At 52.6% G+C, this 26,265-nt stretch carries 23 protein-coding genes and 1 other RNA gene; 12 read left to right on the top strand and 12 right to left on the bottom strand.

What is annotated here, in order from left to right:
• Positions 1 to 44: 44 nt before the first annotated feature.
• Both queC and QEN31_RS17200 read right to left on the bottom strand, forming a co-directional pair.
• Complete coding sequence (queC, locus tag QEN31_RS17205) at positions 45 to 740, bottom strand: 7-cyano-7-deazaguanine synthase QueC (protein WP_000817201.1); 696 nt, start codon at positions 738 to 740, stop codon at positions 45 to 47.
• Positions 741 to 804: 64 nt separating this feature from the next.
• Positions 805 to 2,505, bottom strand: a complete 1,701-nt coding sequence (locus QEN31_RS17200) for an SgrR family transcriptional regulator (protein ID WP_001238163.1) — start codon at positions 2,503 to 2,505, stop codon at positions 805 to 807.
• Positions 2,506 to 2,605: 100 nt separating this feature from the next.
• Here QEN31_RS17200 and cof point away from each other — a divergent pair, with 100 nt between their 5' ends.
• A complete protein-coding gene (cof, locus tag QEN31_RS17195; RefSeq protein WP_000113030.1) occupies positions 2,606 to 3,424 on the top strand; it encodes an HMP-PP phosphatase in 819 nt (272 codons plus the stop codon).
• Positions 3,425 to 3,473: 49 nt separating this feature from the next.
• Here the strand turns inward: cof and cdsH are convergent, their stop codons facing one another.
• A complete protein-coding gene (gene cdsH, locus QEN31_RS17190; RefSeq protein ID WP_000987846.1) occupies positions 3,474 to 4,529 on the bottom strand; it encodes a cysteine desulfhydrase in 1,056 nt (351 codons plus the stop codon).
• A gap of 112 nt (positions 4,530 to 4,641) precedes the next feature.
• On the opposite strand from cdsH, the gene decR reads away from it, so the two are divergent.
• From decR to amtB, 5 genes are all read left to right on the top strand, one after another.
• A complete protein-coding gene (gene decR, locus QEN31_RS17185) occupies positions 4,642 to 5,100 on the top strand; it encodes a DNA-binding transcriptional regulator DecR (RefSeq protein WP_000884593.1) in 459 nt (152 codons plus the stop codon).
• Positions 5,101 to 5,140: 40 nt separating this feature from the next.
• A complete protein-coding gene (locus QEN31_RS17180; RefSeq protein WP_001235572.1) occupies positions 5,141 to 6,913 on the top strand; it encodes a SmdA family multidrug ABC transporter permease/ATP-binding protein in 1,773 nt (590 codons plus the stop codon).
• Positions 6,906 to 8,687, top strand: coding sequence for a SmdB family multidrug efflux ABC transporter permease/ATP-binding protein (locus QEN31_RS17175; RefSeq protein WP_001256070.1), 1,782 nt, complete (start codon positions 6,906 to 6,908; stop codon positions 8,685 to 8,687). Before QEN31_RS17180 ends, QEN31_RS17175 begins: the two co-directional genes overlap by 8 nt.
• A 212-nt stretch (positions 8,688 to 8,899) precedes the next feature.
• The gene (gene glnK / locus QEN31_RS17170; RefSeq protein WP_000780341.1) at positions 8,900 to 9,238 is read left to right on the top strand and encodes a P-II family nitrogen regulator; all 339 of its coding nucleotides are present in this window, start codon (positions 8,900 to 8,902) and stop codon (positions 9,236 to 9,238) included.
• A 31-nt stretch (positions 9,239 to 9,269) separates the two neighbouring features.
• Positions 9,270 to 10,556: an ammonium transporter AmtB gene (gene amtB / locus QEN31_RS17165; protein WP_000684912.1), complete on the top strand. Its 1,287-nt coding sequence runs from the start codon at positions 9,270 to 9,272 to the stop codon at positions 10,554 to 10,556.
• Between the two features lie 99 nt (positions 10,557 to 10,655).
• Here the strand turns inward: amtB and tesB are convergent, their stop codons facing one another.
• Positions 10,656 to 11,516, bottom strand: coding sequence for an acyl-CoA thioesterase II (gene tesB, locus QEN31_RS17160; RefSeq protein ID WP_000084180.1), 861 nt, complete (start codon positions 11,514 to 11,516; stop codon positions 10,656 to 10,658).
• A 214-nt stretch (positions 11,517 to 11,730) separates the two neighbouring features.
• Here tesB and QEN31_RS17155 point away from each other — a divergent pair, with 214 nt between their 5' ends.
• Entirely contained in the window at positions 11,731 to 12,300 is a 570-nt protein-coding gene (locus QEN31_RS17155) for a YbaY family lipoprotein (RefSeq protein WP_000779803.1), read from the top strand.
• 32 nt (positions 12,301 to 12,332) lie between these two features.
• On the opposite strand, the gene QEN31_RS17150 is transcribed toward QEN31_RS17155, so the two are convergent.
• Positions 12,333 to 12,722, bottom strand: a complete 390-nt coding sequence (locus tag QEN31_RS17150) for an MGMT family protein (RefSeq protein WP_000961285.1) — start codon at positions 12,720 to 12,722, stop codon at positions 12,333 to 12,335.
• An 84-nt stretch (positions 12,723 to 12,806) separates the two neighbouring features.
• Here QEN31_RS17150 and ffs point away from each other — a divergent pair.
• An RNA gene (ffs, locus tag QEN31_RS17145) (signal recognition particle sRNA small type) lies at positions 12,807 to 12,903 on the top strand.
• 49 nt (positions 12,904 to 12,952) lie between these two features.
• On the opposite strand, the gene QEN31_RS17140 is transcribed toward ffs, so the two are convergent.
• Complete coding sequence (locus QEN31_RS17140; protein WP_000213139.1) at positions 12,953 to 14,503, bottom strand: EAL domain-containing protein; 1,551 nt, start codon at positions 14,501 to 14,503, stop codon at positions 12,953 to 12,955.
• A gap of 224 nt (positions 14,504 to 14,727) precedes the next feature.
• On the opposite strand from QEN31_RS17140, the gene QEN31_RS17135 reads away from it, so the two are divergent.
• Together QEN31_RS17135 and ykgO are read left to right on the top strand one after the other, a co-directional pair.
• Positions 14,728 to 14,988 (top strand): type B 50S ribosomal protein L31, encoded by a 261-nt coding sequence (locus QEN31_RS17135; protein WP_000801415.1) that lies wholly within the window; start codon positions 14,728 to 14,730, stop codon positions 14,986 to 14,988.
• A 5-nt stretch (positions 14,989 to 14,993) separates the two neighbouring features.
• Positions 14,994 to 15,134: a type B 50S ribosomal protein L36 gene (gene ykgO, locus QEN31_RS17130; protein WP_001197749.1), complete on the top strand. Its 141-nt coding sequence runs from the start codon at positions 14,994 to 14,996 to the stop codon at positions 15,132 to 15,134.
• A gap of 55 nt (positions 15,135 to 15,189) precedes the next feature.
• Here ykgO and QEN31_RS17125 read toward each other — a convergent pair whose 3' ends face one another.
• From QEN31_RS17125 to acrA, 6 genes are all read right to left on the bottom strand, one after another.
• A complete protein-coding gene (locus QEN31_RS17125; protein WP_000136181.1) occupies positions 15,190 to 15,660 on the bottom strand; it encodes a YlaC family protein in 471 nt (156 codons plus the stop codon).
• 116 nt (positions 15,661 to 15,776) lie between these two features.
• Positions 15,777 to 16,328 (bottom strand): maltose O-acetyltransferase, encoded by a 552-nt coding sequence (maa, locus tag QEN31_RS17120; RefSeq protein WP_001278792.1) that lies wholly within the window; start codon positions 16,326 to 16,328, stop codon positions 15,777 to 15,779.
• A gap of 178 nt (positions 16,329 to 16,506) precedes the next feature.
• Positions 16,507 to 16,725 (bottom strand): HHA domain-containing protein, encoded by a 219-nt coding sequence (locus QEN31_RS17115; protein WP_001280991.1) that lies wholly within the window; start codon positions 16,723 to 16,725, stop codon positions 16,507 to 16,509.
• Positions 16,726 to 16,752: 27 nt separating this feature from the next.
• Positions 16,753 to 17,127 carry an Hha toxicity modulator TomB gene (tomB, locus tag QEN31_RS17110; RefSeq protein ID WP_000344807.1) on the bottom strand — a complete coding sequence of 125 codons (375 nt, stop codon included), beginning with the start codon at positions 17,125 to 17,127 and terminating at the stop codon, positions 16,753 to 16,755.
• Between the two features lie 495 nt (positions 17,128 to 17,622).
• The gene (gene acrB / locus QEN31_RS17105) at positions 17,623 to 20,772 is read right to left on the bottom strand and encodes an efflux RND transporter permease AcrB (RefSeq protein ID WP_001132508.1); all 3,150 of its coding nucleotides are present in this window, start codon (positions 20,770 to 20,772) and stop codon (positions 17,623 to 17,625) included.
• Between the two features lie 22 nt (positions 20,773 to 20,794).
• Entirely contained in the window at positions 20,795 to 21,988 is a 1,194-nt protein-coding gene (gene acrA, locus QEN31_RS17100) for a multidrug efflux RND transporter periplasmic adaptor subunit AcrA (protein ID WP_001039202.1), read from the bottom strand.
• Between the two features lie 141 nt (positions 21,989 to 22,129).
• Between acrA and acrR the strand changes: the two genes are divergently transcribed.
• Together acrR and mscK are read left to right on the top strand one after the other, a co-directional pair.
• Positions 22,130 to 22,783, top strand: a complete 654-nt coding sequence (gene acrR, locus QEN31_RS17095; protein WP_000101755.1) for a multidrug efflux transporter transcriptional repressor AcrR — start codon at positions 22,130 to 22,132, stop codon at positions 22,781 to 22,783.
• A gap of 118 nt (positions 22,784 to 22,901) precedes the next feature.
• Positions 22,902 to 26,264: a mechanosensitive channel MscK gene (gene mscK / locus QEN31_RS17090; RefSeq protein WP_000178249.1), complete on the top strand. Its 3,363-nt coding sequence runs from the start codon at positions 22,902 to 22,904 to the stop codon at positions 26,262 to 26,264.
• Position 26,265 lies beyond the last annotated feature (1 nt).

Raw genomic sequence — 26,265 nt, 5'->3', positions numbered from 1 at the left:
CTCCAGGCCGGATAAGGTGCGTGCGCCGCCATCCGGCAAAACAATCACCTTAACCCGGTTTTTTGCTTCATTGCTGCCATCACCGCCGCTTTATTCGACAGATAATGATTCAGGCCGTTAGCGCGCAGATTACAGGCTGCGCAATGACCACAGCCATCGCCTTTAATGCCGTTATAGCAGGTCAGCGTCTCTTCGCGAACCAAATCCAGTTGGCCCCAATAATCGGCCAGCGCCCAGGTTTCAGCTTTATCAATCCACATTAAGGGCGTTTCGAAACGGATATCTTTCGCCATGCCCAGATTCACCGCGTGATTCAGCGCTTTGACGAACTCATCGCGACAGTCTGGATAGCCGGAAAAATCGGTCTCGCAAACGCCAGTGATCACCGCTTCGGCTTTAACCTGATAAGCGTAAATCGCCGCCAGCGTCAGAAAGAGAATATTGCGTCCCGGTACGAAAGTATTGGGGATACCGTCAGCGTTCGGTTCATAGTCCGGCACCGGAATGCTATCCCGCGTCAGGCTGCTGACCGCCAGTTCGTTCAGCAAAGTGACATCCAGCACTTTATGCGCGCGTGCGCCAAGTTTTAACGCCAGCGCCCGCGCGACATCAATCTCTGCGCGGTGGCGCTGACCATAATCAAACGTGACACAATGCACTTCATCATACTGATGCCGCGCTTGCGCCAGACAAGTGGTGGAGTCCTGACCTCCACTAAATACAACAACGGCGCGTTTCATAGTTATCCTGATCAATGACGAAAGCCAATATGGTAACGCGTACGGATAATCCCGACCAGCTTCTTCACGGCGAAGGCGGCGGAAGCCAGGCTTCGCTAAATTCAAACCAGCCGCGAGGGGTGAGTCGAACGCCGTTAACGCCCGGTGGGGCGCTGATGCGATAGTGATAATTAAATAGTGGCGTAAGTGTGGCGTCATCCATCAGGTTAGCAAAAACTTGTTGTAGCGCGGCGCGGCGATCTTTTTCATTGGGCTGAATTTGCAGAGCGTCAAGCGTAGCCTGCAGATGGGAAAACGCAGGCGCGTCCAGGACATGTGACCAGATCTGATCGCAACGTAGCCACTGCTCCAGCGTATATTCCGGCGCTTCGCCGATCAGCCTGTCGCCCATCATCAGATCCGCTTGCGCCAACGCAGGGCAGTTATCCCAGTTTTTGGCATTATGAAAAATCAACGTTAACTCACAGCCGAGCGTCGCCAGGTAATGTCGAAGCTGTTCCGCCATCGTATGCAGCTCTACGGGAAGGTGATACGCCAGGGTAAGTTTTTTCGGCAATGGCGTTTCATCAACGTCCTGCCATTGCGGGATTGTCCAGCCGGGTAGCAGCCCCTGACTTGGCATAATCAAGTTCTCATCTACCGGTAAGGTTTTCAGCAGCGAAGTATGATGGATAATATGTATCAGACGCCGCGCCTGCTGTACGTTGAGCCGTGAGCCCTTTTTGAGGGTTAAATAACAAAAGCCAAGACTGATACCACTACTTACCTGACTCAGCGTCGCCAGCTCTTCCGGTTTGCCGATGGCAATCTGCACCGGATGGCGGCAACTGGTGCCCAGATCCTGGGCAAACAGTTGCGGGGTGATCCAGAATTCAATCGCTTTCAGCAGCGGATGGCTGAGGTGATAATGGTCATGACTTTCCAGACGCACCAGTTCCGGCGTGAACAACGCCAGGCGAAAAGGACCGGTGCCGATAAGCGGCAGGTCAGGATGCGCCAGACCGCTACAATAGCTCGCCAGACGATGCGCCAGCCAGTAATCAGGTCGGTGAAGGAGAAAGGTCAGGCACTGAGGATGCGTTACTTCGATCCGTGCGACGCTAATAAACAATTTGCTTAGCGCGGGTAGGGTAAGCAGCCTTTCCAGGCGTTCGTGTAGCTGCGCGGTATCCACCGCATCGCCATTATGCCAGTGCAGCGTGGAGCGAATATAAAAATCCCAGCGTAAACCGTCGGCGGAAACCTCCCAGTGATGCGCCAAATCCCCGCAAGGATATTGACTGTCGCGGTCGAAGCGCGTTAACCCGGAAAAAACTTGCCCTGCGAGATGCTGTTCCGCGCGGCCTGGCAGGAAACCCGGCTGCAGCGGATCAAGCGGACGATAGTAGGGAATACGCAATGTCGGCGTATCGTTTTGCCATTGGCCGCCCATAAAAGGCTGGAGCATCGCCCGTAACTCGCCCGGCGCCAGCTGCGCCAGTTCCAGTACGTTGAGCTGCTGCCCTTTTTCCAGCGCCTGTTCCATCATGGCGGTGCGGAGCGATTCCGGCGTGACCAGAAACTGGAGCCGTCCACGTTTCCCGCGCCCGGACTGCGCCTCCCATCTTAGCCAACCTGCCTGCTGGGCCTGACGCAGCAGCGTTCGCAGATGGCGCTCGCTACAAAAACAGCGTTCGGCCAGTTCGCTAACGGTGACATGTTGCGTTTCCCCGGCGGAAGGCTGCCAGAGGCGTTGATATTGATTAAGCCGATTCAGTAGCCTCATAGAAACCCGGAACACTTCCTTTTATCTGTTCACTATTACTTCCGTATATCTCAGGTAATACTGAACAACAAGTTAACCGCGTCACAGTGTGGAGAAAGAGATGGCCCGTCTGGCAGCATTTGATATGGATGGCACGTTATTAATGCCCGATCACCATTTGGGTAGAGAAACGATCGCCACGCTGGCGCGTCTGCGCGAACGCGATATCACCCTGACATTCGCTACGGGTCGTCATGTGCTGGAAATGCGGCATATTCTGGGGACGCTTTCACTGGATGCTTATCTTATTACCGGTAACGGGACGCGAATTCACTCGCTGGAAGGCGACGTGCTGCATCGTCAGGATCTCGATCCTCAGGTTGCCGATACGGTGATGCACCATGCCTGGGATACCCGAGCCAGTATGCATGTGTTTAATGACAACGGCTGGTTTACAGGCCAGGAGATCCCCGCGCTACTCCAGGCGCACGTCTACAGCGGCTTTCGTTATCAGGTTATCGATATAAAAAGCATTCCGGCCCATCAGGTGACGAAGATCTGTTTTTGCGGCGATCATGACGATCTGATCCGTTTGCGCATTCAGCTCAATGAGGCGCTGGAAGAACGCGCGCACCTCTGTTTCTCTGCCGTCGACTGCCTGGAAGTGCTACCGCTGGGGTGCAATAAAGGATCGGCGCTGGCGGTATTGAGCAACCATTTAGGGCTTTCACTGGCAGATTGCATGGCGTTTGGCGACGCGATGAACGATCGGGAAATGCTGGGCAGCGTCGGGCGGGGGCTCATTATGGGCAATGCCATGCCGCAGCTTATCGCCGCGCTGCCACACCTTTCGGTTATCGGACATTGTGGTAATCAAGCGGTATCACACTTTTTGACGCATTGGCTGGACAATCCGCATCTACCTTATTCCCCCGAATGAGAGATCTCTTCCAGCAAGCCAGACATTCAGTCTGGCTTTTTTTTGGTTTCTAGTCGCCGGTAAGTAATTTTGCGATGGCCGCTGACCACGGCGTCAAATCGCCGATATGGTCGCTAACCCAGGCCGGATGGTAATAGGTATCCAGATAGCGATCGCCGCTATCGCACAATAACGTCACGATAGCGCCGGTTTCTCCAGCCTCGCGCATCCGGGCCGCAAGCTGCAGAGCTCCCCACATATTCGTGCCGGTAGAGGCGCCGACTTTACGGCCTAGCTGCGTTTCCAGCCAGTGTGCGGTGGCAACGCTGGCGGCGTCCGGCACGCGCAGCATCTCATCCACGACATCCGGAATAAAAGAAGGCTCTACTCGCGGACGACCAATTCCTTCAATTTTACTGCCTACCGGGCTGCGTAATGAAGCGTCGCGATCCTGCCAGTAAGGTAAAAAGACGGAATTTTCCGGATCCACCACCATGAGCTGAGTATCATAGCCCTGGCAGCGAATATAGCGCCCAATCGTCGCAGAGGTTCCGCCCGTTCCGGCGCTCATGACGATAAATCGCGGTACCGGATGGAGTTCGTTGCGCATCTGGCGGAAAATACTGTCGGCAATATTATTGTTGCCCCGCCAGTCGGTAGCTCGTTCTGCGTAGGTAAACTGGTCCATATAGTGACCGTTCAGTTCATGCGCCAGCCGCTCGGAGGCGGCATAAATTTCGCAGGCGCTCTCCACAAAATGACAGTGGCCGCCGTAAAATTGAATCTGTTCGATTTTACGTTTTGCGGTACAGGCGGGCATGACGGCGATGAACGGCAGTCCCAGTAAACGCGCGAACCAGGCTTCGGAAATCGCCGTTGAGCCTGATGACGCTTCAATAATCGGAGTGCCTTCTTTAATCCAGCCATTGCACAACCCATAAAGGAACAGCGAGCGCGCCAGACGATGCTTGAGGCTACCGGTGGGATGCGTGCTTTCGTCTTTCAGGTAAAGCTGGATACCTGGAAATGCCGACAGGGGCAAACGAATAAGATGCGTATCCGCCGAGCGCTGGTGGTCAGCGTTAATTTCATTAATGGCATTTTTAACCCAATTGCTACTCATCATTAATATCCATTTATCATTTTGTGCCAAGAGTAGCGAAAAGTACGGAAAAAATTGTTGCTATTTGACCTTTAAATTACAATGTAAGGAGAAAAATATTCTCTATGGAGTGGGTATGTTAGATAAAATTGACCGTAAGCTGCTTTGCTTATTGCAGCAGGATTGTACCCTCTCTTTGCAGGCGCTGGCGGATGCCGTTAATCTGACGACAACGCCTTGCTGGAAGCGGCTTAAACGCCTGGAAGATGACGGTATCCTGCTTGGCAGGGTCGCGCTGCTGGACCCGGAAAAACTGGGGCTGGGATTAACCGCTTTCGTGTTGATAAAAACGCAGCACCACAGCAGTGAATGGTACTGTCGGTTCGTGACCGTCGTCTCTGAGATGCCGGAAGTGCTTGGCTTCTGGCGGATGGCGGGGGAATACGACTATCTGATGCGAGTTCAGGTGGCCGACATGAAGCGGTATGACGACTTCTATAAACGTCTGGTCAATAGCGTCCCAGGACTGTCAGACGTCACCTCCAGTTTTGCGATGGAACAGATTAAGTACACCACCTCTCTGCCCATTGAATAATTCTCCCGGTATTGCCGGAAATCATATCAGGAAATAACGCGTGCGATTATTTGCTCAATTAAGCTGGTACTTTCGCCGGGAATGGCGTCGCTATCTTGGCGCAGTGGCCCTGCTTATGCTTATTGCGATGCTACAGCTAATCCCGCCCAAAGTGGTGGGGATTGTCGTGGATGGCGTAACCGCACAGCAGTTTACTCCAGGCCGAATAGCGATGTGGATTGGCACCATTGCCCTGATCGCCGTAGTGGTCTATTTGTTGCGCTATGTCTGGCGCGTGCTGCTATTTGGCGCCTCTTATCAATTAGCCGTTGAACTGCGTGAAGATTATTATCGCCAGTTGAGTCGTCAGCATCCTGAATTTTATCAGCGCCATCGGACGGGCGATCTTATCGCGCGTGCGACGAATGATGTGGATCGCGTCGTATTTGCAGCGGGCGAGGGCGTTCTGACGCTGGTTGACTCGCTGGTAATGGGCTGTGCGGTACTGATTGTCATGTCGACGCAAATTAGCTGGCAGCTAACGCTATTAGCGCTGTTGCCGATGCCGATTATGGCGCTGATGATCAAACGTTACGGCGATCGGCTGCATGATTATTTCAAACTGGCGCAGGCCGCCTTCTCCAGCCTGAACGACCGCACGCAGGAGAGTCTGACCAGCATCCGCATGATCAAAGCGTTTGGTCTGGAGGACCGCCAGTCTTCGCTGTTTGCGGCGGATGCCGAAGATACCGGCAAGAAAAATATGCGCGTGGCGCGTATTGACGCGCGTTTTGATCCAACCATTTACATCGCCATTGGCATGGCGAACCTGCTCGCGATTAGCGGCGGAAGCTGGATGGTGGTTAACGGCAGCCTGACGCTGGGCGAACTCACCAGCTTTATGATGTATCTGGGGTTGATGATTTGGCCGATGCTGGCGCTGGCCTGGATGTTTAATATCGTGGAGCGGGGTAGCGCCGCATACAGCCGCATCCGCGCCATGCTGGCGGAAGCGCCGGTAGTTAAGGATGGCGAAGAGCCGGTCCCGGCGGGGCGCGGCGAACTGACGGCGGCCATTCGTGAGTTTTGCTATCCGCAAACGACGCATCCGGCGCTGGAGAATGTGAACTTTCGTCTTAAACCGGGTCAGATGCTGGGGATATGCGGTCCGACCGGCGCGGGGAAAAGCACAATATTGTCGCTTATCCAGCGCCATTTTGATGTGACGCAGGGAGAGATCCGATTCCATGACATGCCGTTGACGCATCTGCAACTGGATAGCTGGCGTAGCCGACTGGCGGTTGTCAGCCAGACGCCGTTTTTGTTCTCGGACTCTATTGCGAATAATATTGCGCTCGGACGCCCGGAGGCGACTCAGGAGGAGATTGAACAGGTGGCGCGTTTAGCCAGCGTACATGAGGATATTCTCCGCTTGCCTCAGGGCTACGACACGCAGGTAGGTGAACGTGGCGTCATGTTATCGGGAGGGCAAAAACAGCGTATCTCGATTGCCAGAGCGCTACTGTTAAATGCGGAAATTCTGCTTCTCGATGATGCGCTTTCTGCAGTAGATGGCCGCACGGAGCATCAGATTTTGCATAATTTGCGCCAGTGGGGCGAAGGGCGTACGGTCATCATCAGCGCGCATCGTTTATCCGCGCTGACCGACGCCAATGAAATTATCGTTATGCAACATGGTCATGTTGTTCAGCGCGGCGATCACGATCAACTGGCGCAGCAGATTGGCTGGTATCGCGATATGTATCGCTATCAGCAACTGGAGGCCGCGCTGGATGACGCGCCGGAACGCGGCGAGGAGGCGGTGAATGCGTAGTTTTGGACAGCTATGGCCGACGCTGAAACGGTTGCTGGCGTATGGCTCGCCATGGCGAAAACCGCTCTCTGTCGCGGTGATGATGCTGTGGATTGCGGCGGCGGCGGAGGTTAGCGGTCCGCTGCTGATCAGCTATTTCATTGATAACATGGTGGCCCGCCACCATTTACCGTTGGGCAAGGTCGCGGGGCTGGCGGCCGCCTATGTGGGGCTACAATTTCTGGCGGCGGGTCTGCATTACGCCCAGTCTTTATTATTTAACCGGGCGGCCGTTGGCGTGGTTCAGTCCTTGCGCACGGACGTCATGGATGCCGCCTTGCGCCAGCCGCTAAGCGCCTTCGACACGCAGCCTGTCGGACAATTAATTTCACGCGTGACCAACGATACGGAAGTCATCCGCGATCTGTACGTCACGGTCGTCGCAACGGTATTACGTAGCGCGGCGTTGATCGGCGCCATGCTGGTCGCTATGTTCAGCCTTGACTGGCGGATGGCGCTGGTGGCGATTTTGATTTTTCCGGCGGTATTGACCGTGATGATCATTTATCAGCGCTACAGCACGCCGATTGTACGCCGCGTGCGGGCATACCTGGCGGATATTAACGACGGCTTTAACGAAATCATCAATGGGATGAGCGTAATCCAGCAGTTTCGCCAGCAGGCGCGCTTCGGCGAACGCATGGGCGAGGCCAGCCGCTCGCACTACATGGCGCGGATGCAGACGCTGCGCTTGGATGGCTTTTTATTGCGTCCGCTGCTTAGCCTCTTTTCCGCGCTCATTTTATGCGGTTTGTTGATGCTTTTCAGCTTTACGTCTGCCGGCACGATTGAGGTCGGGGTGCTGTATGCGTTCATTAGCTATTTGTCACGTCTGAACGAGCCGCTCATTGAACTGACCACCCAGCAATCCATGCTACAGCAGGCGGTTGTGGCGGGAGAACGTGTTTTTGAACTGATGGATCGCCCGCGCCAGCGCTATGGCAGCGACGACAGGCCGTTACAAAGCGGGGCGATTGATATTGATCATCTGTCGTTTGCTTACCGCGACGATAATCTTGTTTTACAGGACATTACGCTATCAGTACCGTCCCGTAGCTTTGTGGCGCTGGTGGGGCACACCGGCAGCGGGAAGAGCACGCTCGCCAGCTTATTAATGGGGTATTACCCCCTGACACAAGGCGAAATTCGGCTGGATGGGCGAGAAATCGCCTCTCTTAATCATCGCGTTTTACGCCAGGGCGTGGCGATGGTTCAACAGGACCCGGTAGTGATGGCGGATACCTTTCTGGCTAATGTGACGCTGGGGCGCGATGTCTCCGAGGCGCAGGTGTGGCAGGCGCTGGAAACGGTACAACTGGCAGATCTGGCGCGCGGCCTGAGCGACGGGCTGCATACGCATCTCGGCGAGCAGGGAAATACGCTGTCCGTCGGGCAAAAACAGCTATTGGCGCTGGCGCGCGTGCTGGTTGACGCCCCGCAAATATTAATTCTTGATGAAGCGACGGCCAGCATCGATTCCGGCACTGAGCAGGCGATACAGCAGGCGCTGGCGGCGATTCGCGAGCGCACCACGCTGGTGGTTATTGCCCATCGGCTATCGACAATCGTGGAGGCGGATACCATTCTGGTTCTCCATCGCGGCCAGGCGGTGGAGCGCGGGACGCATCAACAATTGCTGGCGGCACAAGGACGCTACTGGCAAATGTATCAATTACAGTTAGTTGGCGAGGAGTTAGCCGCCAGCGTACACGAAGAACCCGGCCCTGCGGCGTAAGGTTTGGCGCCACAGGGCAAAACCTCGCCCATCATGCACCGTCGTGGTGCGTTTTTCTTTCCCTGTTTCGATTTTGGGGCGCGTCAATATAAAGACGCGCCGCTAACCGCGCTTTTCCTCGCTCGCCAGCTTCTGGCACATCCTTTGCAATATCCATTCAGAAGAGTCCATGCGCGGCGGCAGCCGTTACCTAATTCTGACTGGAGGGTTCTATGAAGCTGGTTACCGTGATTATCAAACCGTTCAAGCTGGAGGACGTGCGGGAGGCGCTTTCTTCCATTGGCATTCAGGGACTGACCGTCACCGAAGTGAAAGGGTTTGGCCGTCAGAAAGGACACGCCGAACTGTATCGCGGCGCGGAGTACAGCGTGAATTTCCTGCCGAAGGTCAAAATTGATGTGGCTATCGCCGACGACCAACTGGAAGAGGTGATCGATATCATCAGTAAAGCGGCTTACACCGGAAAAATTGGCGACGGCAAAATTTTCGTCGCGGAGCTCATGCGCGTTATTCGGATTCGTACCGGCGAAGCTGACGAAGCAGCGCTGTAAGACCCGCCACACAGCAACAGGAAATGAAAAAATGAAGATAGCGATGATAAAAACCACACTGGCTTCACTGGCGCTGCTGCCTGGGCTAACGATAGCCGCGCCGGCGGTTGCCGATAAAGCGGATAGTGCTTTTATGATGATTTGCACCGCGCTGGTGCTGTTCATGACGATACCGGGTATCGCGCTGTTTTACGGCGGATTAATTCGCGCCAAGAACGTGCTGTCAATGTTAACGCAAGTGACCGTCACCTTTGCGCTGGTCTGTATTTTATGGGTGGTGTACGGCTATTCGCTGGCTTTTGGCGAAGGGAATCATTTTTTCGGTAATGCCGATGGGGCGATGTTGAAGAATATCGCGTTGACGGCGGTAACGGGTACGATTTATCAGTATATTCATGTCGCGTTTCAGGGATCTTTCGCCTGTATTACCGTCGGGCTGATTGTCGGCGCGCTGGCGGAGCGTATTCGTTTTTCGGCGGTACTGATTTTTGTCGTGGTGTGGTTCACGCTCTCTTATATCCCGATTGCGCACATGGTGTGGGGCGGCGGCCTGCTGGCTGCTCACGGCGCGCTGGATTTTGCTGGTGGTACAGTGGTGCATATTAACGCCGCTATCGCTGGGCTGGTGGGGGCTTATTTAATTGGCAAACGCGTCGGCTTTGGGAAGGAAGCATTTAAACCCCATAACCTGCCGATGGTCTTTACCGGTACTGCGATTCTGTATATCGGCTGGTTTGGATTTAACGCGGGTTCTGCCGGTAGCGCAAACGAGATAGCAGCGCTGGCCTTTGTGAACACCGTGGTGGCGACCGCCGCCGCGATTCTGGGGTGGATTATCGGCGAGTGGACGCTACGCGGTAAGCCTTCCCTGCTGGGAGCGTGTTCCGGCGCGATTGCCGGTCTGGTCGGCGTGACGCCAGCCTGTGGCTATGTTGGCGTTGGCGGCGCGCTGGTTATCGGCGTTATTGCGGGTCTGGCGGGATTGTGGGGAGTCACCATGCTTAAACGTCTGCTACGGGTAGATGATCCGTGCGACGTATTTGGCGTTCACGGCGTTTGCGGAATAGTCGGCTGTATCCTGACCGGCGTTTTTGCCGCCAGTTCGCTGGGCGGCGTTGGCTTTGTCGACGGCGTTACGATGGGACATCAGGTGATGGTACAGCTGGAAAGTATTGCTATTACGGTCGTCTGGTCCGGCGTTGTCGCGTTTGTTGGTTACAAACTGGCGGATATCCTTGTTGGACTGCGTGTACCGGAAGAGCAGGAGCGCGAGGGGCTGGATGTGAACAGTCACGGCGAGAATGCGTATAACGCGTGATTGCGCAACATGCCTGATGGCGCTGCGCTTATCCAGTTTACCGTAGGCCGGATAAGCGCAGCGTCATCAGGCCATTAACGCCGCATAGCGGCATGTTTTTTAATTGTGATTGCGCATTACCCCTTCCTGCACGGTTGAAGCGACCAGCGCGCCATCCTGAGTATAAAACTCGCCGCGAACAAAGCCCCGGGCGCTGGAGGCGGAAGTGCTCTCCACGCTATAAAGTAGCCATTCATTAAAATTGAACGGGCGATGGAACCACATAGAGTGATCGATAGTGGCGATCTGAATGCCCTTTTCCAGAAAACCGATGCCGTGAGGCTGAAGCGCGACGGGAAGGAAATTCAGGTCAGAGGCATATCCCAGTAAATATTGATGGACGCGAATGTCATCCGGAACGGTGCCGTTGGCGCGAATCCATACCTGACGCACAGGCGCGGCGACGTGACCTTTCAACGGATTGTGAAATTCGACGGGACGAATTTCCAGCGGGCGATCGCAGAGAAACTTTTCTTTCAGAATCGGCGGCAGTAAATGCGCCAGCGATTGCGCGATTTCCGTTTCTGACGGTAGTCCTTCCGGCCCGACTACCGTCGGCATGGTTTTTTGATGTTCAAAACCCGGTTCCGGCGCCTGGAATGAGGCGGTCATGTAAAAGATGGGTTTCCCGTTCTGAATAGCGGCAACGCGGCGGGCGCTGAAGCTATTCCCATCGCGCAGCACTTCTACGTCATAGATAATGGGTTTTTGGCTGTCGCCTGGCCGCAGAAAATAACTGTGGAATGAATGCACCAGTCGCGCTTCCGGCACCGTTTCTTTGGCGGCATAGAGCGCCTGGCCCACCACCTGACCGCCAAATACCTGGCGCAGCCCTAAGTCTTCACTTTGGCCCCGAAAGAGTCCTTCTTCAATTTTTTCCAGATTCAATAATGTCAGCAAATTATTCAGTGTCTGACTCATACATACTCTCCAGGTGACAACGATGCCGAAGCGAGGTAGGGCAGAGTATAACGCAATTTTGCAAGTGGTCCGATGGGTACAAAAGTCTGAATAACAGACCAATTCCAGGCAAAAATGAGTGACATGTGCCACACTTAATCACGTTATGTTTCTGTTAACCACTCTTCCGGCGGGGGGAAAGGCCTGCTGGTGCATTGATGATAAGGAGAATTGAATGAAACTCGTGCACATCGTAAGTGGTTTAGCGGTTGCGATATCTCTGGCGGCCTGCGCTGATAAAAGCGCTGATATCCAGACGCCTGCGCCAAACCCTAACATGTCGATTACAGCTAACCAGTCTACTATTCAGCAACCCAATGTTTCCGGTACCGTCTGGATCCGCCAGAAGGTCGCTCTGCCGCCAGATGCGGTGCTGACCGTGACGCTTTCAGATGCTTCGCTGGCTGATGCGCCGTCTAAGGTGCTGTCGCAAAAAGCGGTACGTACCGAAGGTAAACAGGCGCCTTTCAGTTTTGTGTTGCCGTTTAACCCATCAGATATTCAACCTAACGCGCGCATCCTCCTGAGCGCGGCCATCACCGTTGATAATAAGCTGGTATTTATTACCGATAGCGTGAAACCGGTGATTAATAATGGCGGCACTAAAGCGGATCTGACGCTGGTACCGGTACAGCAAACGGCGGTGCCTGTGCAGGCCAGCGGTGGTGCGACGACGACGGTTCCATCGACTTCGCCGACCCAGGTCAATTCGTCTTCTGCCGTTCCTGCGCCTACCCAGTATTAATCCTGCGCCAACCCTCTCCGTTACGGAGAGGGTTAATACACCCAGCGATAGCGTTGTAAATCGATTTGTCCGCTTCCCGACACCACCACGCCTTCCGCCAGTAATGCCTGACGTTGCCGCTGTAGATCCGGCCCGGTAAGTGATATTGCGCCGTGGCGGTTCACCACCCGATGCCATGGTAAAGTGCTGCCTTCCGGCAGACGTTTTAAAACTCCGCCGACCTGACGCGCCGCCCGAGGCGAACCGGCAAGCCGGGCGACATCGCCGTAGGTCGTGACAAACCCTTCCGGGATCGAGGCGACGATTTGCCAGACGCGTTGAGGAAATGTGTCCTGAATATCCATAATAGAATCCTGCGTTAATGCTTCAGGATAATCTGGAATAAGGGGGGAGGAAAGCCCGGATGCGCAAGAAACCAGCATCCGATGCCTGATGGGTTGCAATTGCACGATATAGCAGTGATAATGCGCCTGCGCGTTGGTTCACAACGCTCTCAATGGGGGCTCTGTTGGTTCTCCCGCAACGCTACTCTGTTTACCAGGTCAGGTCCGGAAGGAAGCAGCCAAGGCAGATGACGCGTGTGCCGGGATGTAGCTGGCAGGGCCCCCACCCATTTGTGCCTCTCCACACTGTTCTTTTCTGCTGTGCGACGTTATAGCCGCTGTTCCGCCCAAAGAATAAATGCCGTAGCGGGTAGGGGTTTACTGTATAACCAGCCCTGACCATAATGTACGCCATGCTGGCGTAGCCACTGTTCTTGCCTGGCCGTTTCGATGCCTTCTGCGACCATCTTAAGTTTGAGCGTTTTCGCCATTTCAATAATATGCGGCGTGACGTTTTTATATTCCAGCGCATCGACAAAAGATTTATCAATTTTAAGGACATCCACATCCAGATTTTGTAAGTAGCTGAGGCTGGAATAGCCGGTGCCAAAGTCATCAATATAAATTGAATGTCCCGCGTTACGGTATCTGGCGACAATGGGCGCGCTGGTTTTCGGATCGGCGAACTCGCGTTCCGTTAACTCAAGCGCGATTTGCGACGGAGAAATTTGGCTACGGTTCAGCAGCGTGCTTAACAGCGTCGGCAACGTTTCCGACGCCAGATCGGATGCCTCAAGATTGATTGAAATATGTTGTTCGGGATGGGACTTTAACCAACTCCCCATGTCTTCAAAAACGGTGTCGATGATTAGCCGGGTTAGCGGCTCCGTGAGCCCGGTTTGTTCAGCCAGCGCGATAAAAATTTCCGGCGAAAGGAAGGTGCCGTCCGCCTGTTGCCAGCGAGCTAAGGCTTCGGCACCGACAATTTTTCCGCTGCTCAGGGAGACAATAGGCTGATAGTGTACGTTAATTTCGCGATTGTCTATCGCATCCTGGAGACGGTGGCGGGGCGACTGTAGTCGACGCAAAATACGCAGAATAAAGGCCGCGGCCAGCAGACCCGTTACGATGCCCGCCGGTAGCCAGATAAACGCCTGTCGATACCAGCTCCTTTCCAGCGGAGCGGTCGGTGCCCAGCTTACGATAGTAATGCCCATTTCCGGAAAGGGGTGGATAGCATACTGAATGCCTCGGTTTTCCAGCCGCAGGGGCGTCTCATGGTGAATGAGCGGAAGAATAGCGGGGTCAAGGTTACCGCTGCTGGCAACCACAGTATTGCGTTCCCGGCCAATAATAGCGACGTCAATCGGCCATGCGCCAAACGGAATCACATCGATAAAGGACGCCGGGTCGATCATCACGATATAGCTGTCGCTCCCGAGTGCCGCCATATAGCGTTTTATACCCAGATCGTTTTGCGCCGTAAACCAGGCGCGATAACCGTCGCGAGTGATTTTCATGGGCGGAGGGAACGCGGGAATATGGCTCTCTTTTTCAAGTGAGGAGCAAACGGGAATCGAATTTTTAAGATACAGAACTTCCTGGACATACCGAAAGCTATAAGACACGCGGCGCATGGCGAGTAAATGGGCACTGCTGCAGGGCTCGCCTTTAAAGGAGGCAATATGCGTTAACGCGGCTTTTGCCTGGTCACTGACCCTTTCTGTACGTAGCGCCACCCGGGACGAGAAGATATCCAGCTCTTCATTAAACCTCTTTTCAACTTGACGGTGCGCCAGCCACAGACTCAATCCTATCGGGAAAAGGACAGACAGGATAAGCACTCCCGTTACCAGGCTGACCAGATGTCGTGTTGTCACAGTGATGTCCTTATAAACACAGCGTAGAGAAAGTATATCCGATCGTAAATCGCGCCCTCGAATGATAAAGCTATTTTATCGATTTTACAGATTCAGGCGCCAGGCTAACGCGTTACGCCACGTTGCTTTTGCCGCCAGGAAGAGATCGTGAATGTTTACCGGTTGAAAAAGGAGCGTTGATAGCGTATTTTATTGTTATGTTATAACATAATTGAGAGGGCGCAATGAAACCTGATATTCATCCTGTATACCGCACCGTCGTATTTCACGACACCAGCGCAAATGAATATGTGAAAGTGGGATCAACTATCAAAACTGAACGTGAAATCGAACTGGACGGCGTGACATATCCGTATGTCACTATTGATGTGTCATCAAAATCGCATCCTTTTTATACCGGTAGACAGAAAACGTTTGATAGCGAAAGTAGCGCCGCACGCTTCCAGAAACGTTTCGGTCATTTTATCGGCGCTAAACGGGGGTAAATGAAATGCAGGTGTTAAACTCACTTCGCAATGCAAAACAACGGCATCCGGATTGCCAGATAGTCAAACGCAAAGGACGCTTATACGTGATTTGTAAAACAAATCCGCGTTTTAAGGCGGTTCAGGGGCGTAAAAAAAGACGTTAAAAAACCAACAGTTCAGGGAAAGCAGTGCGTACCAGGGAGGGTGCGCACTTTTTTATTACCGGCTGGCTTCTGCGCGGGCCAGCGTAAAAATATCGTAGAAGGAAAGTTCGCCCTTACGGGCAACCATTTTTTGCAGCTGGACTTTATGTTCATTATCCACCTGTGGAGACTGAAGAATCGTCTCAATGAGCGTGGGGGGAACAAAGCGGGTGTTGTACCATTCGCCGTTGTAACAGACCCGGAGGTCCAGCACATCGATGTCGTTATAGTGATAACGCGGGGCGATGTCGAAAAAGAAGAAGCCATTAAATGCGATAAATAACACCACTAACAGCCACACTGACCCCACCAGCGTTTCTGATTGCAGCATGACCGCCAGCGTCGCAAACCAGGCTGCATACATCGCGATAAATAACCCAGGATGCTTGCGGATAAAACTGATACTAAAACGCGGCCTGTTATCGCGTTTTTCACGGATGTTTAAGTCATCAATAGTTTCGCTAAGCAGGCGCTGTATCTCTGTCATCTTTTGCCTTCATGATTTCTGCGACATAGGGGTAGTAACAGCCCATTTTAAAGGGAGGTGTAACGTGAAAAAAGTAACAGATTAACCACGAATTAGCATAACAGTTATCATTTTGACTACAATTTTTTAATGATTCGCGCCGGATTTCCGCCTACCACAACGTCTGGCGGTACGTTTTTTATCACCACAGCGCCTGAAGCGACGACGACGTTATCGCCGATGGTTACGCCCGGATTAACGACGGCTCGTCCGCCTATCCAGACATTATTTCCGATAGTGACGGGTTTACCTAATTCTCTGCCGCTGTTGCGTTCGACGGCGTCCAGCGGATGCGTGGCGGTATAGATATGTACCCCTGGCGCGAGCATACAATTATCGCCAATATGAATTGGGCAAACATCAAGCATGACGCAGTCGAAGTTAGCGTAAAAGGAGTGACCAAGAAAAATATTATAGCCGTAGTCGCAACGGAAGGAAGGTTCAATATAGGCGTCTTCGCATCGACCCAACAGGTCGCGTAAAATCGCCTGACGCTTATTTATTTCATCAGGCGTAGTATAATTGTATTGATGGATGAGTTGACGCGCCCGCAGTCGATCCTGGCATAAAGTTTCATCGGTCGGGCAATACAGTGCCCCAGCGATCATTTTTTGTTTTTCGTCACTCATCGCGCGCTCCCCTTGGTGGATATTATCGCAATAGAAGCAATAATAAAGTATTAGAGGGAACGTTCCCTGCTATTGCTATGTGATCTATATCACTGTTCTATAATAGCCCGTTGTGTTATTAGCCAGAACGAGGAGGCAGATAACACCTGCGTGTTCTCTAAAAAGTAATGTAGCGTGATTAACGAATGAATTTCCATACTGAAGAGGGGATCTTGTCGTAGAGTTTGTTCATCGTCAATTCTGCAAGACGGTGATCCGCAGCTGAGTAAAATACAGCCAGCTCATTGTCGGACAATTCATATTTATTTTTCTCAATGACGCGCTCCAGAGTGTCAATTGTCTGACAGCGCCGTAAACGCATCAAATAATCAGTTTTAGTTAATGGTTTATCAGACATAAATTCTACCTATGATTGTAATAATTTTTAACAAGACAAACTAACAGGATTGGCCCTGGTGGCGTTGACGAAACAACGGAACAGGCGGTTGCCCGATTTACGCCATTTTTGCAAATCCTGCGTATTAATACCATAGCTGCTGAACAACATAAAGGTGTCGTCCAGGTATTCATCTATCTGCGCAATCAATTTATTGTCTTCATTGTACTTAATTTTATAATTAAGCGCGAAAGTTGCAATATGCTCTATCAGCTCATTGAGCTGCAGGTTGACTGCTGAGGTCGGGTCATTAACCCAGCCATGGTTGCTTTCTTCAAGGTTTGCAAGACAGTCATGATACAGGGTTTCGCAAAGAAATTTAAGCTGTGCTATATCATGTCTTTTGGGTGAGTATTCGTCCATAATGCATCCCCTTTTTAGTGGCTTAAACTAACCGAACACCTTCGGGATGGATACAACTAACTAACCTGGTACTTCCCACGTCACCTTATGATTTAACTATAATCTACTCTAAAAAACTTTTCATCGTCATATTACTAAAAATTACAATTGCGTGAAAGCCGCGTGTTGCCATACTTTTTCGAATTTTAACAGTGATCGTCGGTCGCCTAAAAAGGAACCAGTTTTATTGTTTGTGTAATCATTGGGTTAACGTTTTTTAGCTTTTCAGGCTAAAACAATAGACTCTGACAGGAGAAAATAGCCAGGAATATTCTTAATATTTCTTAATTAATGGCTGAATTAAGAAATGGCCAACTTTCCTAAGAAAAGCCTTTAACGCAGTAAGGATTATACCTTTTATTAATATGGCAAAAAATAATCAATCTAACAATAAGCGTATTTTATGATTTTTGCGTAAAAAAGGCCGCTTGCGCGGCCTTATCAACAGTGAGCAAATCAGCGATGTTCTGTCGAATGACTATGCTCAATATCTTCGCTTTTACGGCTAAAGCGGCGGCGTACCACCACGAAGAAGACCGGTACGAAGAAAATAGCCAGTACGGTTGCCGTTACCATCCCGCCCAGTACGCCAGTACCTACCGCATTCTGCGCGCCGGAACCCGCGCCGGAACTGATAACCAGCGGCATAACCCCCAGCATGAACGCTAACGAGGTCATCAGAATCGGGCGCAAACGCATCCGGACGGCCTCCAGCGTCGCTTCTACCAGACCTTTCCCTTCTTTATCCATTAAGTCTTTGGCGAATTCGACGATAAGTATCGCGTTCTTCGCCGACAACCCAATGGTTGTGAGCAGGCCCACCTGGAAGTAAACGTCGTTAGTCAGTCCGCGGAAGGTCGCAGCCAGCAGCGCGCCGATAACCCCAAGCGGAACAACCAGCATTACGGAGAACGGGATAGACCAGCTCTCATACAATGCCGCCAGACACAGGAAGACGACGATCAGCGATATAGCATACAGGGCAGGGGCCTGGTTGCCGGACAACCGCTCCTGGTAGGACATCCCGGTCCAGTCATACCCAATGCCTGACGGCAGCTTGCTGGCCAGTTCTTCCATCATCGCCATCGCTTCACCGGTACTCTTGCCTGGCGCCGCCTGCCCCAGAATTTCCATCGAAGGCAGACCGTTATAGCGTTCCAGACGCGGCGAACCATATTCCCAGCGGGAAGAGGAGAATGCGGAGAATGGCACCATCTGACCATCGCTACCACGAACGTACCAGTCGTTAATATCATCCGGCAACATGCGGTATTTCGCTTCGGACATCACGTAAACTTTCTTCACACGACCGCGATCGATAAAGTCGTTTACATAGCTGCCGCCCCATGCTGCGCCCAGCGTGGTATTAATGTCGCTAATAGATACGCCCAGCGCCTGAGCTTTTTCCTGGTCGATATCGATTTTAAACTGCGGCGTATCTTCCAGACCGTTAGGTCGAACGCCGACCAGCAGATCAGGATATTTCGCCACCTCGCCGAACAACTGATTACGTGCCTGGGTGAGTTTTTCATGACCAAGTCCCGCCTGGTCAATCAACTCGAAGTCAAAGCCGGTTGCGGTGCCCAGCTCAACGATCGCCGGCAGGTTAAAGGCGAAGACCATCGCATCTTTAATTTGTGAAAACGCTGCGGTTGCCCGCTGGGTAATCGCTTCAACCTTGTTTTTTTCGCCTGGACGATCGGCCCAGTCTTTCAACGACACGAATGCAATACCGGTATTCTGACCGCGCCCTGCAAAACCGAAGCCGTTGACGGCGAATACCGATTCAACGTTGGCTTTCTCTTTGTTCAGATAGTAATCCGTGACCTCATCCAGCACTTTTTGCGTGCGCTCTTGCGTTGCGCCCGCGGGGAGCTGGACCATTGTCAGGAATACGCCCTGGTCTTCATCCGGCAAGAAAGAGCTTGGCAGACGAACGAACAGATAAGCCATACCGACGACGATAATGAGATAGAGCAGCAGATAACGCCCGGTGCTGCGCAGAATATTGCCTACGCTATCGGTGTAGTGATGCGTGCTCTTATCAAACAGGCGGTTAAACCAGCCGAAAAAGCCTTTTTTCCCTTCGCCATGATCGCCTTTGGCGACGGGTTTGAGCATCGTCGCGCACAGCGCAGGCGTCAGGATCAGCGCGACCAGCACCGACAGCGCCATCGCCGATACGATGGTGATAGAGAACTGACGATAAATTGCCCCGGTTGAGCCGCCAAAGAAGGCCATCGGAATAAATACCGCCGACAGTACCATCGCGATACCCACCAATGCGCCCTGAATCTGGCCCATGGATTTGCGCGTCGCTTCCTTCGGCGGAAGGCCTTCTTCCGTCATAACACGTTCGACGTTCTCGACCACCACGATGGCGTCATCCACCAGCAAGCCGATGGCGAGCACCATCCCGAACATCGTCAGCGTGTTTATCGAGAAACCGAATGCCGCAAGCACGGCAAAGGTTCCCAACAACACCACCGGAACCGCAATAGTCGGAATCAACGTCGCGCGGAAGTTCTGCAGGAACAGGTACATCACCAGGAACACGAGGATAATCGCTTCGACCAGCGTTTTTACCACTTCATGAATAGAGATCTTCACGAACGGCGTGGTGTCATACGGGTAGACGATTTTCATCCCTGGCGGGAAGAACGGTTCCATTTTTTTCAGTTCGGCACGAATAGCGGTAGCGGTATCCAGCGCGTTGGCGCCGGTAGCCAGTTTGATGCCAAGACCTGACGCTGGCTGACCGTTAAATTTCGCAATGACGTCGTAGTTCTCGCCGCCAAGCTCAATTTTCGCTACATCCCGCAGACGAACCTGGGAGCCATCCTGATTCACTTTCAGCAGGATTTTGCCAAACTCATCCGTTGAGGTCAGACGCGTTTGGGCAATAATCGATGCGTTAAGCTGCTGGCCTTTAACCGGCGGCGTACCACCGAGCTGACCTGCCGCGACCTGGGCGTTCTGCGCTTTGATCGCGTTAATCACGTCGACCGGCGTCAGTTGGTATTTGGTCAGCTCTGTCGGATTCATCCAGATACGCATCGCATATTGCGAACCAAACAGCTGGACGTCGCCCACCCCAGAGGTACGGCTGATCGGATCTTTCATATTGGCGGCAACGTAATCCGAAATATCCTCCTGGGTCATGGTGCCGTCGGTGTTAATGACGCCCACTACCATCAGGAAGCTACTTGAGGACTTCTCAACGCTCACGCCCTGTTGCTGTACTTCCTGGGGAAGTAACGGCATTGCCAGTTGCAACTTGTTCTGAACCTGAACCTGCGCGATATCCGCATCGGTGCCGGATTCAAAGGTCAGCGTGATCTGCACGGTCCCCGTGGAGTCACTGTTGGAGGACATATACATCAGGTTATCGATACCGTTCATATTCTGTTCGATAACCTGCGTGACGGTATCCTGTACCGTTTTCGCATCAGCGCCAGGGTAGGTTGCGGAGATCGTCACTGCTGGTGGCGCAATCGTCGGATATTGCGCTACCGGCAATTTGAGGATCGCGAGCCCCCCTGCCAACATGATGATGATGGCGATCACCCACGCAAATATAGGGCGATCGATAAAGAAATTAGGCATGTCTTAACGGCTCCTGTTTAAGTTAAGACCTGGGCTGAGCAGGTTGATCACCGCTTGCGGCTTGCTGTTTGTTATCCGCGGTAATTTCCTGTACTTTAACCTGTGCGCCAGGACGTACTTTTTGCAGCCCGCTGACGACTACGCGGTCGCCCGCTTTCAATCCGTCAGTCACCAGCCACTTATCGCCGATCGCCTGGCTTGCGACGATTTGGCGGGTTTCCACTTTGTTATCAGCGCCAACCACCAGCACCGTGGCATCGCCGCGTGGAGTACGGGTAACGCCCTGTTGTGGAACCAGTAATGCCGTCGGTTTTGTCCCTTCCTGCAGACGTGCGCGAACGAACATTCCTGGCAATAAGGTGTGATCCGGGTTAGGGAAGATGGCGCGCAAAGTAATAGACCCGGTGGTTTGGTCAACGGTCACGTCGGAGAACTCAAGCGTACCGGACTGCGGGAATTTGATACCGTCGCTGGTCACCAGGTCGACCTTCGCTTTGCCGTTTTCCTGTTTCAGCGAACCATTTGCCAGCTCCTGCTTCAGGCGCAGGAAGTCATTGCTGGACTGGGTCACATCGACATAAATAGGGTCCAGCTGCTGCACTGTCGCCAGCGCCGACGCCTGACCGTTCTGTACCAGTGCGCCTTCCGTTACGGATGACTTACCAATACGACCGCTAATCGGCGAGGTGACTTTGGTATACGCCAGGTTGATACGTGCGGTTTCAACGGCGGCTTTTGCTGCGACAACAGCGGCAGTCGCTTGTTGTGCGTCAGCCAGCGCCTGATCGTATTCCTGCTTACTGATGTACTGCGTACCCAGCAGCTTTTGATAACGCTTCACCGTCAGTTCAGCGATATTCGCGGCGGCCTGCGCTTTTGCCAGATCGCCCTTAGCGCTGTCGTAAGTCGCCTGGTAGGTCGCAGGATCAATCTGATAGAGAGAGACTCCCGCTTCGATATCACTTCCCTCAACGAAATTACGCTTCAGGATAATGCCGCTTACCTGCGGGCGAACTTCGGCGATACGGTAAGCAACGGTACGACCCGGAAGTTCAGTTGTGATTTGCAGTGGTTCCGTTTTTAGTGTGACAACCCCAACTTCTGGCATCTGCTGGCCGCCTTGCTGGTCCTGTTTGTCGTCACATCCTGTTAGCGCTAAGCTGCCTGAGAGCATCAGAACGACCGCCAGAGGCGTTAACCCTCTGTTTTTGTTCATATGTAAACCTCGAGTGTCCGATTTCAAATTGGTCAATGGTCAAAGGTCCTTAAACCCATTGCTGCGTTTATATTATCGTCGTGCTATGGTACATACATCCATAAATGTATGTAAATCTAACGCCTGTAAATTCACCGACATATGGCACGAAAAACCAAACAACAAGCGCTGGAGACACGACAACACATCCTGGATGTGGCCCTGCGTTTGTTCTCGCAGCAAGGCGTATCGGCAACCTCGCTGGCGGAGATTGCGAACGCTGCTGGCGTGACGCGCGGCGCAATCTATTGGCATTTCAAAAATAAGTCGGATTTATTCAGTGAGATCTGGGAGCTATCAGAATCCAATATTGGTGAGCTTGAGATTGAGTATCAGGCAAAATTCCCCGACGATCCACTATCTGTATTAAGAGAAATTTTAGTTCATATTCTTGAAGCTACTGTAACAGAAGAACGACGCCGCTTATTGATGGAGATTATATTCCATAAATGTGAGTTTGTCGGAGAAATGGTTGTGGTTCAACAGGCGCAACGTAGCCTTTGTCTGGAAAGTTACGATCGGATTGAACAAACGTTAAAACATTGTATTAATGCTAAAATGCTGCCTGAAAATCTGCTGACCCGTCGTGCGGCGATACTGATGCGCAGCTTTATTTCAGGGCTCATGGAAAACTGGTTATTTGCTCCGCAATCGTTTGATTTAAAAAAAGAAGCTCGCGCCTACGTCACGATCCTGCTGGAGATGTATCAATTGTGTCCGACGCTGCGCGCGTCGACGGTCAACGGCTCCCCCTGATAATATTCCAGGAAAACTCCTGGACATTTTCTGTGTCGCTATTCTGTTTGTTACAGGCGTGATATTCTTGCGACTCAATTATTTCCGGTCTGCTTGCCGGTTCAGACACTTCATTCTCATGACTATGTTGCAGCTTTATAAACGTTCACAGCATTTTGTTTTTATTACAATTAGCGTCCTTATTATCCTGCTGTCCTGTCAGTCTCTGGCATTTGCCCGGGGGCAAACGAATGGCGACCTGCCGTCAAAAGCGGATGTGCAAAACCAGCTGGATACGCTGAATAAGCAAAAAGATCTCTCCGCCCAGGATAAGCTCGTCCAGCAGGACCTTATTGATACGTTAGCTACGCTGGAGAAAATCGAGCGGGTGAAAGAGGAGACCGTACAGCTACGGCAGAAGGTGGCGCAGGCGCCTGAAAAAATGCGTCAGGCGACGGCTGCGTTGAATGCGCTGAGCGACGTCGATAATGATGATGAAATGCGAAAAACGCTGAGTGCGCTTTCGCTACGTCAGCTTGAGCTGCGCGTGGCGCAGGTACTGGATGATTTGCAAAATTCGCAAAACGATCTTGCCGCTTATAACAGCCAGCTTGTTTCGCTACAGACCCAGCCTGAGCGCGTGCAAAACGCCATGTATACCGCCTCACAGCAAATACAGCAAATCCGTAACCGTCTTGACGGCAATAACGTCGGCGAAGCTGCGCTTCGCCCCAGCCAACAGGTGTTATTACAGGCACAACAGGCGCTGCTTAATGCGCAGATCGACCAGCAACGCAAGAGTCTTGAAGGAAATACCGTTTTGCAGGACACCCTGCAAAAACAGCGGGATTACGTGACGGCCAACAGTAATCGCCTTGAACATCAGCTTCAACTTTTACAGGAGGCGGTCAACAGTAAACGACTTACGCTAACGGAAAAAACGGCCCAGGAGGCCATTTCGCCGGACGAAACGGCGCGTATCCAGGCAAACCCGCTGGTAAAACAGGAACTGGATATTAACCATCAACTCAGCCAGCGTCTGATTGTCGCGACCGAAAACGGCAATATGTTGATGCAGCAAAACATTAAAGTAAAAAACTGGCTCGATCGCGCGCTGCAGTCGGAAAGAAATATCAAAGAACAGATTGCCGTCTTAAAAGGCAGCCTGTTGCTGTCGCGTATTCTTTATCAACAGCAGCAAACTCTGCCCTCCGCCGACGAACTCGAAGATATGACCAACCGCATTGCGGATTTGCGTCTGGAGCAGTTTGAAATCAACCAGCAGCGTGATGCCTTATTCCAAAGCGATGCCTTTGTCGACAAGCTGGAGGAGGGGCATACCAGCGAGGTGAATGATGAAGTTCATGATGCGTTGCTTCAGGTGGTGGAGATGCGCCGTGAGCTATTGGATCAGCTAAATAAACAGTTGGGTAACCAGCTGATGATGGCGATTAACCTGCAAGTTAACCAGCAGCAGTTGATGAGCGTCTCGAAAAATCTGAAAGCCATTTTGACGCAGCAGATTTTTTGGGTGAACAGTAACCGCCCTATGGACTGGGACTGGCTTAAAGCGTTCCCCCAAACGTTAAAAGAGCAATTCAGCGCCATGAAAATCACGGTGAACTGGCAAAAAGCCTGGCCCGCGGTATTTATTGCTTTTTTGGCCGGGTTGCCGCTCTTGCTCATCGCCGGTTTAATCCGCTGGCGTCTGAAATGGTTAAAAGCGTATCAACAGAAGCTGGCCGCCGCCGTGGGATCGCTGCGTAACGATAGTCAGCTCAATACGCCAAAAGCTATTCTGATCGATCTGATCCGCGCGCTGCCGGTGTGCCTGATTATCCTCGCGCTTGGACTGATCCTGCTGACCATGCAGCTAAATATCAGCGATCTGCTCTGGGCCTTTAGTAAAAAGCTCGCGATGTTCTGGCTGGTCTTTGGGCTGTGCTGGAAGGTGCTGGAAAAAGAGGGCGTGGCGATACGCCATTTTGGTATGCCGGCGCAGTTGACCAGCCACTGGCGTCGCCAGATTGTACGCATTAGCCTCGCATTGCTGCCGCTGCACTTTTGGTCTGTGGTGGCGGAGTTGTCGCCGCTGAATCTGATGGATGACGTGCTGGGGCAGGCGGTTATTTTCCTCAATCTGCTGGTCATAACATTGCTGGTGTGGCCACTGTGCCGGGAAAGCTGGCGCGATAAAGAATCTCACGGCATTCGACTGGTGACCGTGACGATTCTTTCCATTATTCCAGTGGCGTTAATGGTATTAACGGCGACCGGCTATTTCTATACCACCCTGCGCCTGGCGGGGCGCTGGATTGAAACCGTCTATCTGGTCATTATCTGGAACCTGCTTTATCAAACGGTGCTGCGCGGGTTAAGTGTAGCGGCGCGCCGGATTGCCTGGCGACGCGCGCTGGCTCGTCGTCAGAACCTGGTAAAAGAGGGTGCGGAAGGCGCGGAGCCACAGGAAGAACCCACCATCGCGCTGGAGCAGATTAACCAGCAAACATTACGTATCACGATGCTGCTAATGCTTGCCCTGTTTGGCGTTATGTTCTGGGCGATTTGGTCCGATTTGATCACCGTATTCAGCTATCTTGATAGCATTACGCTGTGGCACTACAACGGCTCCGAAGCTGGCGCTGCGGTGGTGAAAAGCGTGACGATGGGCAGCTTGCTATTTGCCATTATTGCCGCGATGGTGGCCTGGGCGCTCATCCGCAACTTACCCGGCCTGCTGGAAGTGCTGGTGCTTTCACGCCTGAATATGCGCCAGGGGGCTTCGTATGCGATCACCACGATCCTTAACTACGTCATTATCGCTGTTGGCGCGATGACAGTATTCGGATCGCTCGGCGTCTCGTGGGATAAACTCCAGTGGCTGGCGGCGGCGTTGTCGGTGGGTCTCGGCTTTGGGCTACAGGAGATCTTCGGTAACTTTGTCTCGGGTTTAATCATCCTCTTCGAACGTCCGGTACGCATTGGCGATACGGTAACGATCGGCACCTACTCCGGCACGGTCAGTAAGATTCGTATTCGCGCCACCACTATTACCGATTTTGATCGTAAAGAAGTGATCATTCCGAACAAAGCGTTCGTAACGGAGCGGCTAATTAACTGGTCCCTCTCCGATACCACGACACGTCTGGTGATCCGGCTTGGCGTGGCTTATGGCTCGGATCTGGAGAAAGTGAAAAGAGTCTTGCTACAGGCGGCGATGGAGCATCCGAAGGTGATGCACGATCCGGAACCTGCCGTATTCTTCACCACCTTTGGCGCCAGCACTCTGGATCATGAACTGCGTCTGTACGTGCGTGAATTGCGCGATCGTAGCCATACGGTGGATGAACTGAACCGCGCGATCGATCGACTGTGCCGTGAAAATGATATCAATATCGCCTTTAACCAGCTTGAGGTGCATCTGCATAACGCGAAGGGCGACGAAGTCACTGAAGTGAAGCGCGATCTCAACGGCGGCGATCTGGCACCTACGGCAAGCTAAA

This window comes from Salmonella sp. SA15303, assembly GCF_029962125.1.
Classification (GTDB): domain Bacteria; phylum Pseudomonadota; class Gammaproteobacteria; order Enterobacterales; family Enterobacteriaceae; genus Salmonella; species Salmonella enterica.
Note: the sequence above shows the minus strand (reverse complement) of the source record. Positions and strands in the feature narration are given on the sequence as shown.

Bases quoted from the DNA above. Each gene is read 5' to 3' on its own strand.
- queC (WP_000817201.1), bottom strand. From the start codon at position 740: ATGAAACGCGCCGTTGTTGTATTTAGTGGAGGTCAGGACTCCACCACT.
- QEN31_RS17200 (WP_001238163.1), bottom strand. From the start codon at position 2,505: ATGAGGCTACTGAATCGGCTTAATCAATATCAACGCCTCTGGCAGCCT.
- cof (WP_000113030.1), top strand. From the start codon at position 2,606: ATGGCCCGTCTGGCAGCATTTGATATGGATGGCACGTTATTAATGCCC.
- cdsH (WP_000987846.1), bottom strand. From the start codon at position 4,529: ATGATGAGTAGCAATTGGGTTAAAAATGCCATTAATGAAATTAACGCT.
- decR (WP_000884593.1), top strand. From the start codon at position 4,642: ATGTTAGATAAAATTGACCGTAAGCTGCTTTGCTTATTGCAGCAGGAT.
- QEN31_RS17175 (WP_001256070.1), top strand. From the start codon at position 6,906: ATGCGTAGTTTTGGACAGCTATGGCCGACGCTGAAACGGTTGCTGGCG.
- glnK (WP_000780341.1), top strand. From the start codon at position 8,900: ATGAAGCTGGTTACCGTGATTATCAAACCGTTCAAGCTGGAGGACGTG.
- amtB (WP_000684912.1), top strand. From the start codon at position 9,270: ATGAAGATAGCGATGATAAAAACCACACTGGCTTCACTGGCGCTGCTG.
- tesB (WP_000084180.1), bottom strand. From the start codon at position 11,516: ATGAGTCAGACACTGAATAATTTGCTGACATTATTGAATCTGGAAAAA.
- QEN31_RS17155 (WP_000779803.1), top strand. From the start codon at position 11,731: ATGAAACTCGTGCACATCGTAAGTGGTTTAGCGGTTGCGATATCTCTG.
- QEN31_RS17150 (WP_000961285.1), bottom strand. From the start codon at position 12,722: ATGCTGGTTTCTTGCGCATCCGGGCTTTCCTCCCCCCTTATTCCAGAT.
- QEN31_RS17135 (WP_000801415.1), top strand. From the start codon at position 14,728: ATGAAACCTGATATTCATCCTGTATACCGCACCGTCGTATTTCACGAC.
- ykgO (WP_001197749.1), top strand. From the start codon at position 14,994: ATGCAGGTGTTAAACTCACTTCGCAATGCAAAACAACGGCATCCGGAT.
- QEN31_RS17125 (WP_000136181.1), bottom strand. From the start codon at position 15,660: ATGACAGAGATACAGCGCCTGCTTAGCGAAACTATTGATGACTTAAAC.
- maa (WP_001278792.1), bottom strand. From the start codon at position 16,328: ATGAGTGACGAAAAACAAAAAATGATCGCTGGGGCACTGTATTGCCCG.
- QEN31_RS17115 (WP_001280991.1), bottom strand. From the start codon at position 16,725: ATGTCTGATAAACCATTAACTAAAACTGATTATTTGATGCGTTTACGG.
- tomB (WP_000344807.1), bottom strand. From the start codon at position 17,127: ATGGACGAATACTCACCCAAAAGACATGATATAGCACAGCTTAAATTT.
- acrB (WP_001132508.1), bottom strand. From the start codon at position 20,772: ATGCCTAATTTCTTTATCGATCGCCCTATATTTGCGTGGGTGATCGCC.
- acrA (WP_001039202.1), bottom strand. From the start codon at position 21,988: ATGAACAAAAACAGAGGGTTAACGCCTCTGGCGGTCGTTCTGATGCTC.
- acrR (WP_000101755.1), top strand. From the start codon at position 22,130: ATGGCACGAAAAACCAAACAACAAGCGCTGGAGACACGACAACACATC.
- mscK (WP_000178249.1), top strand. From the start codon at position 22,902: ATGACTATGTTGCAGCTTTATAAACGTTCACAGCATTTTGTTTTTATT.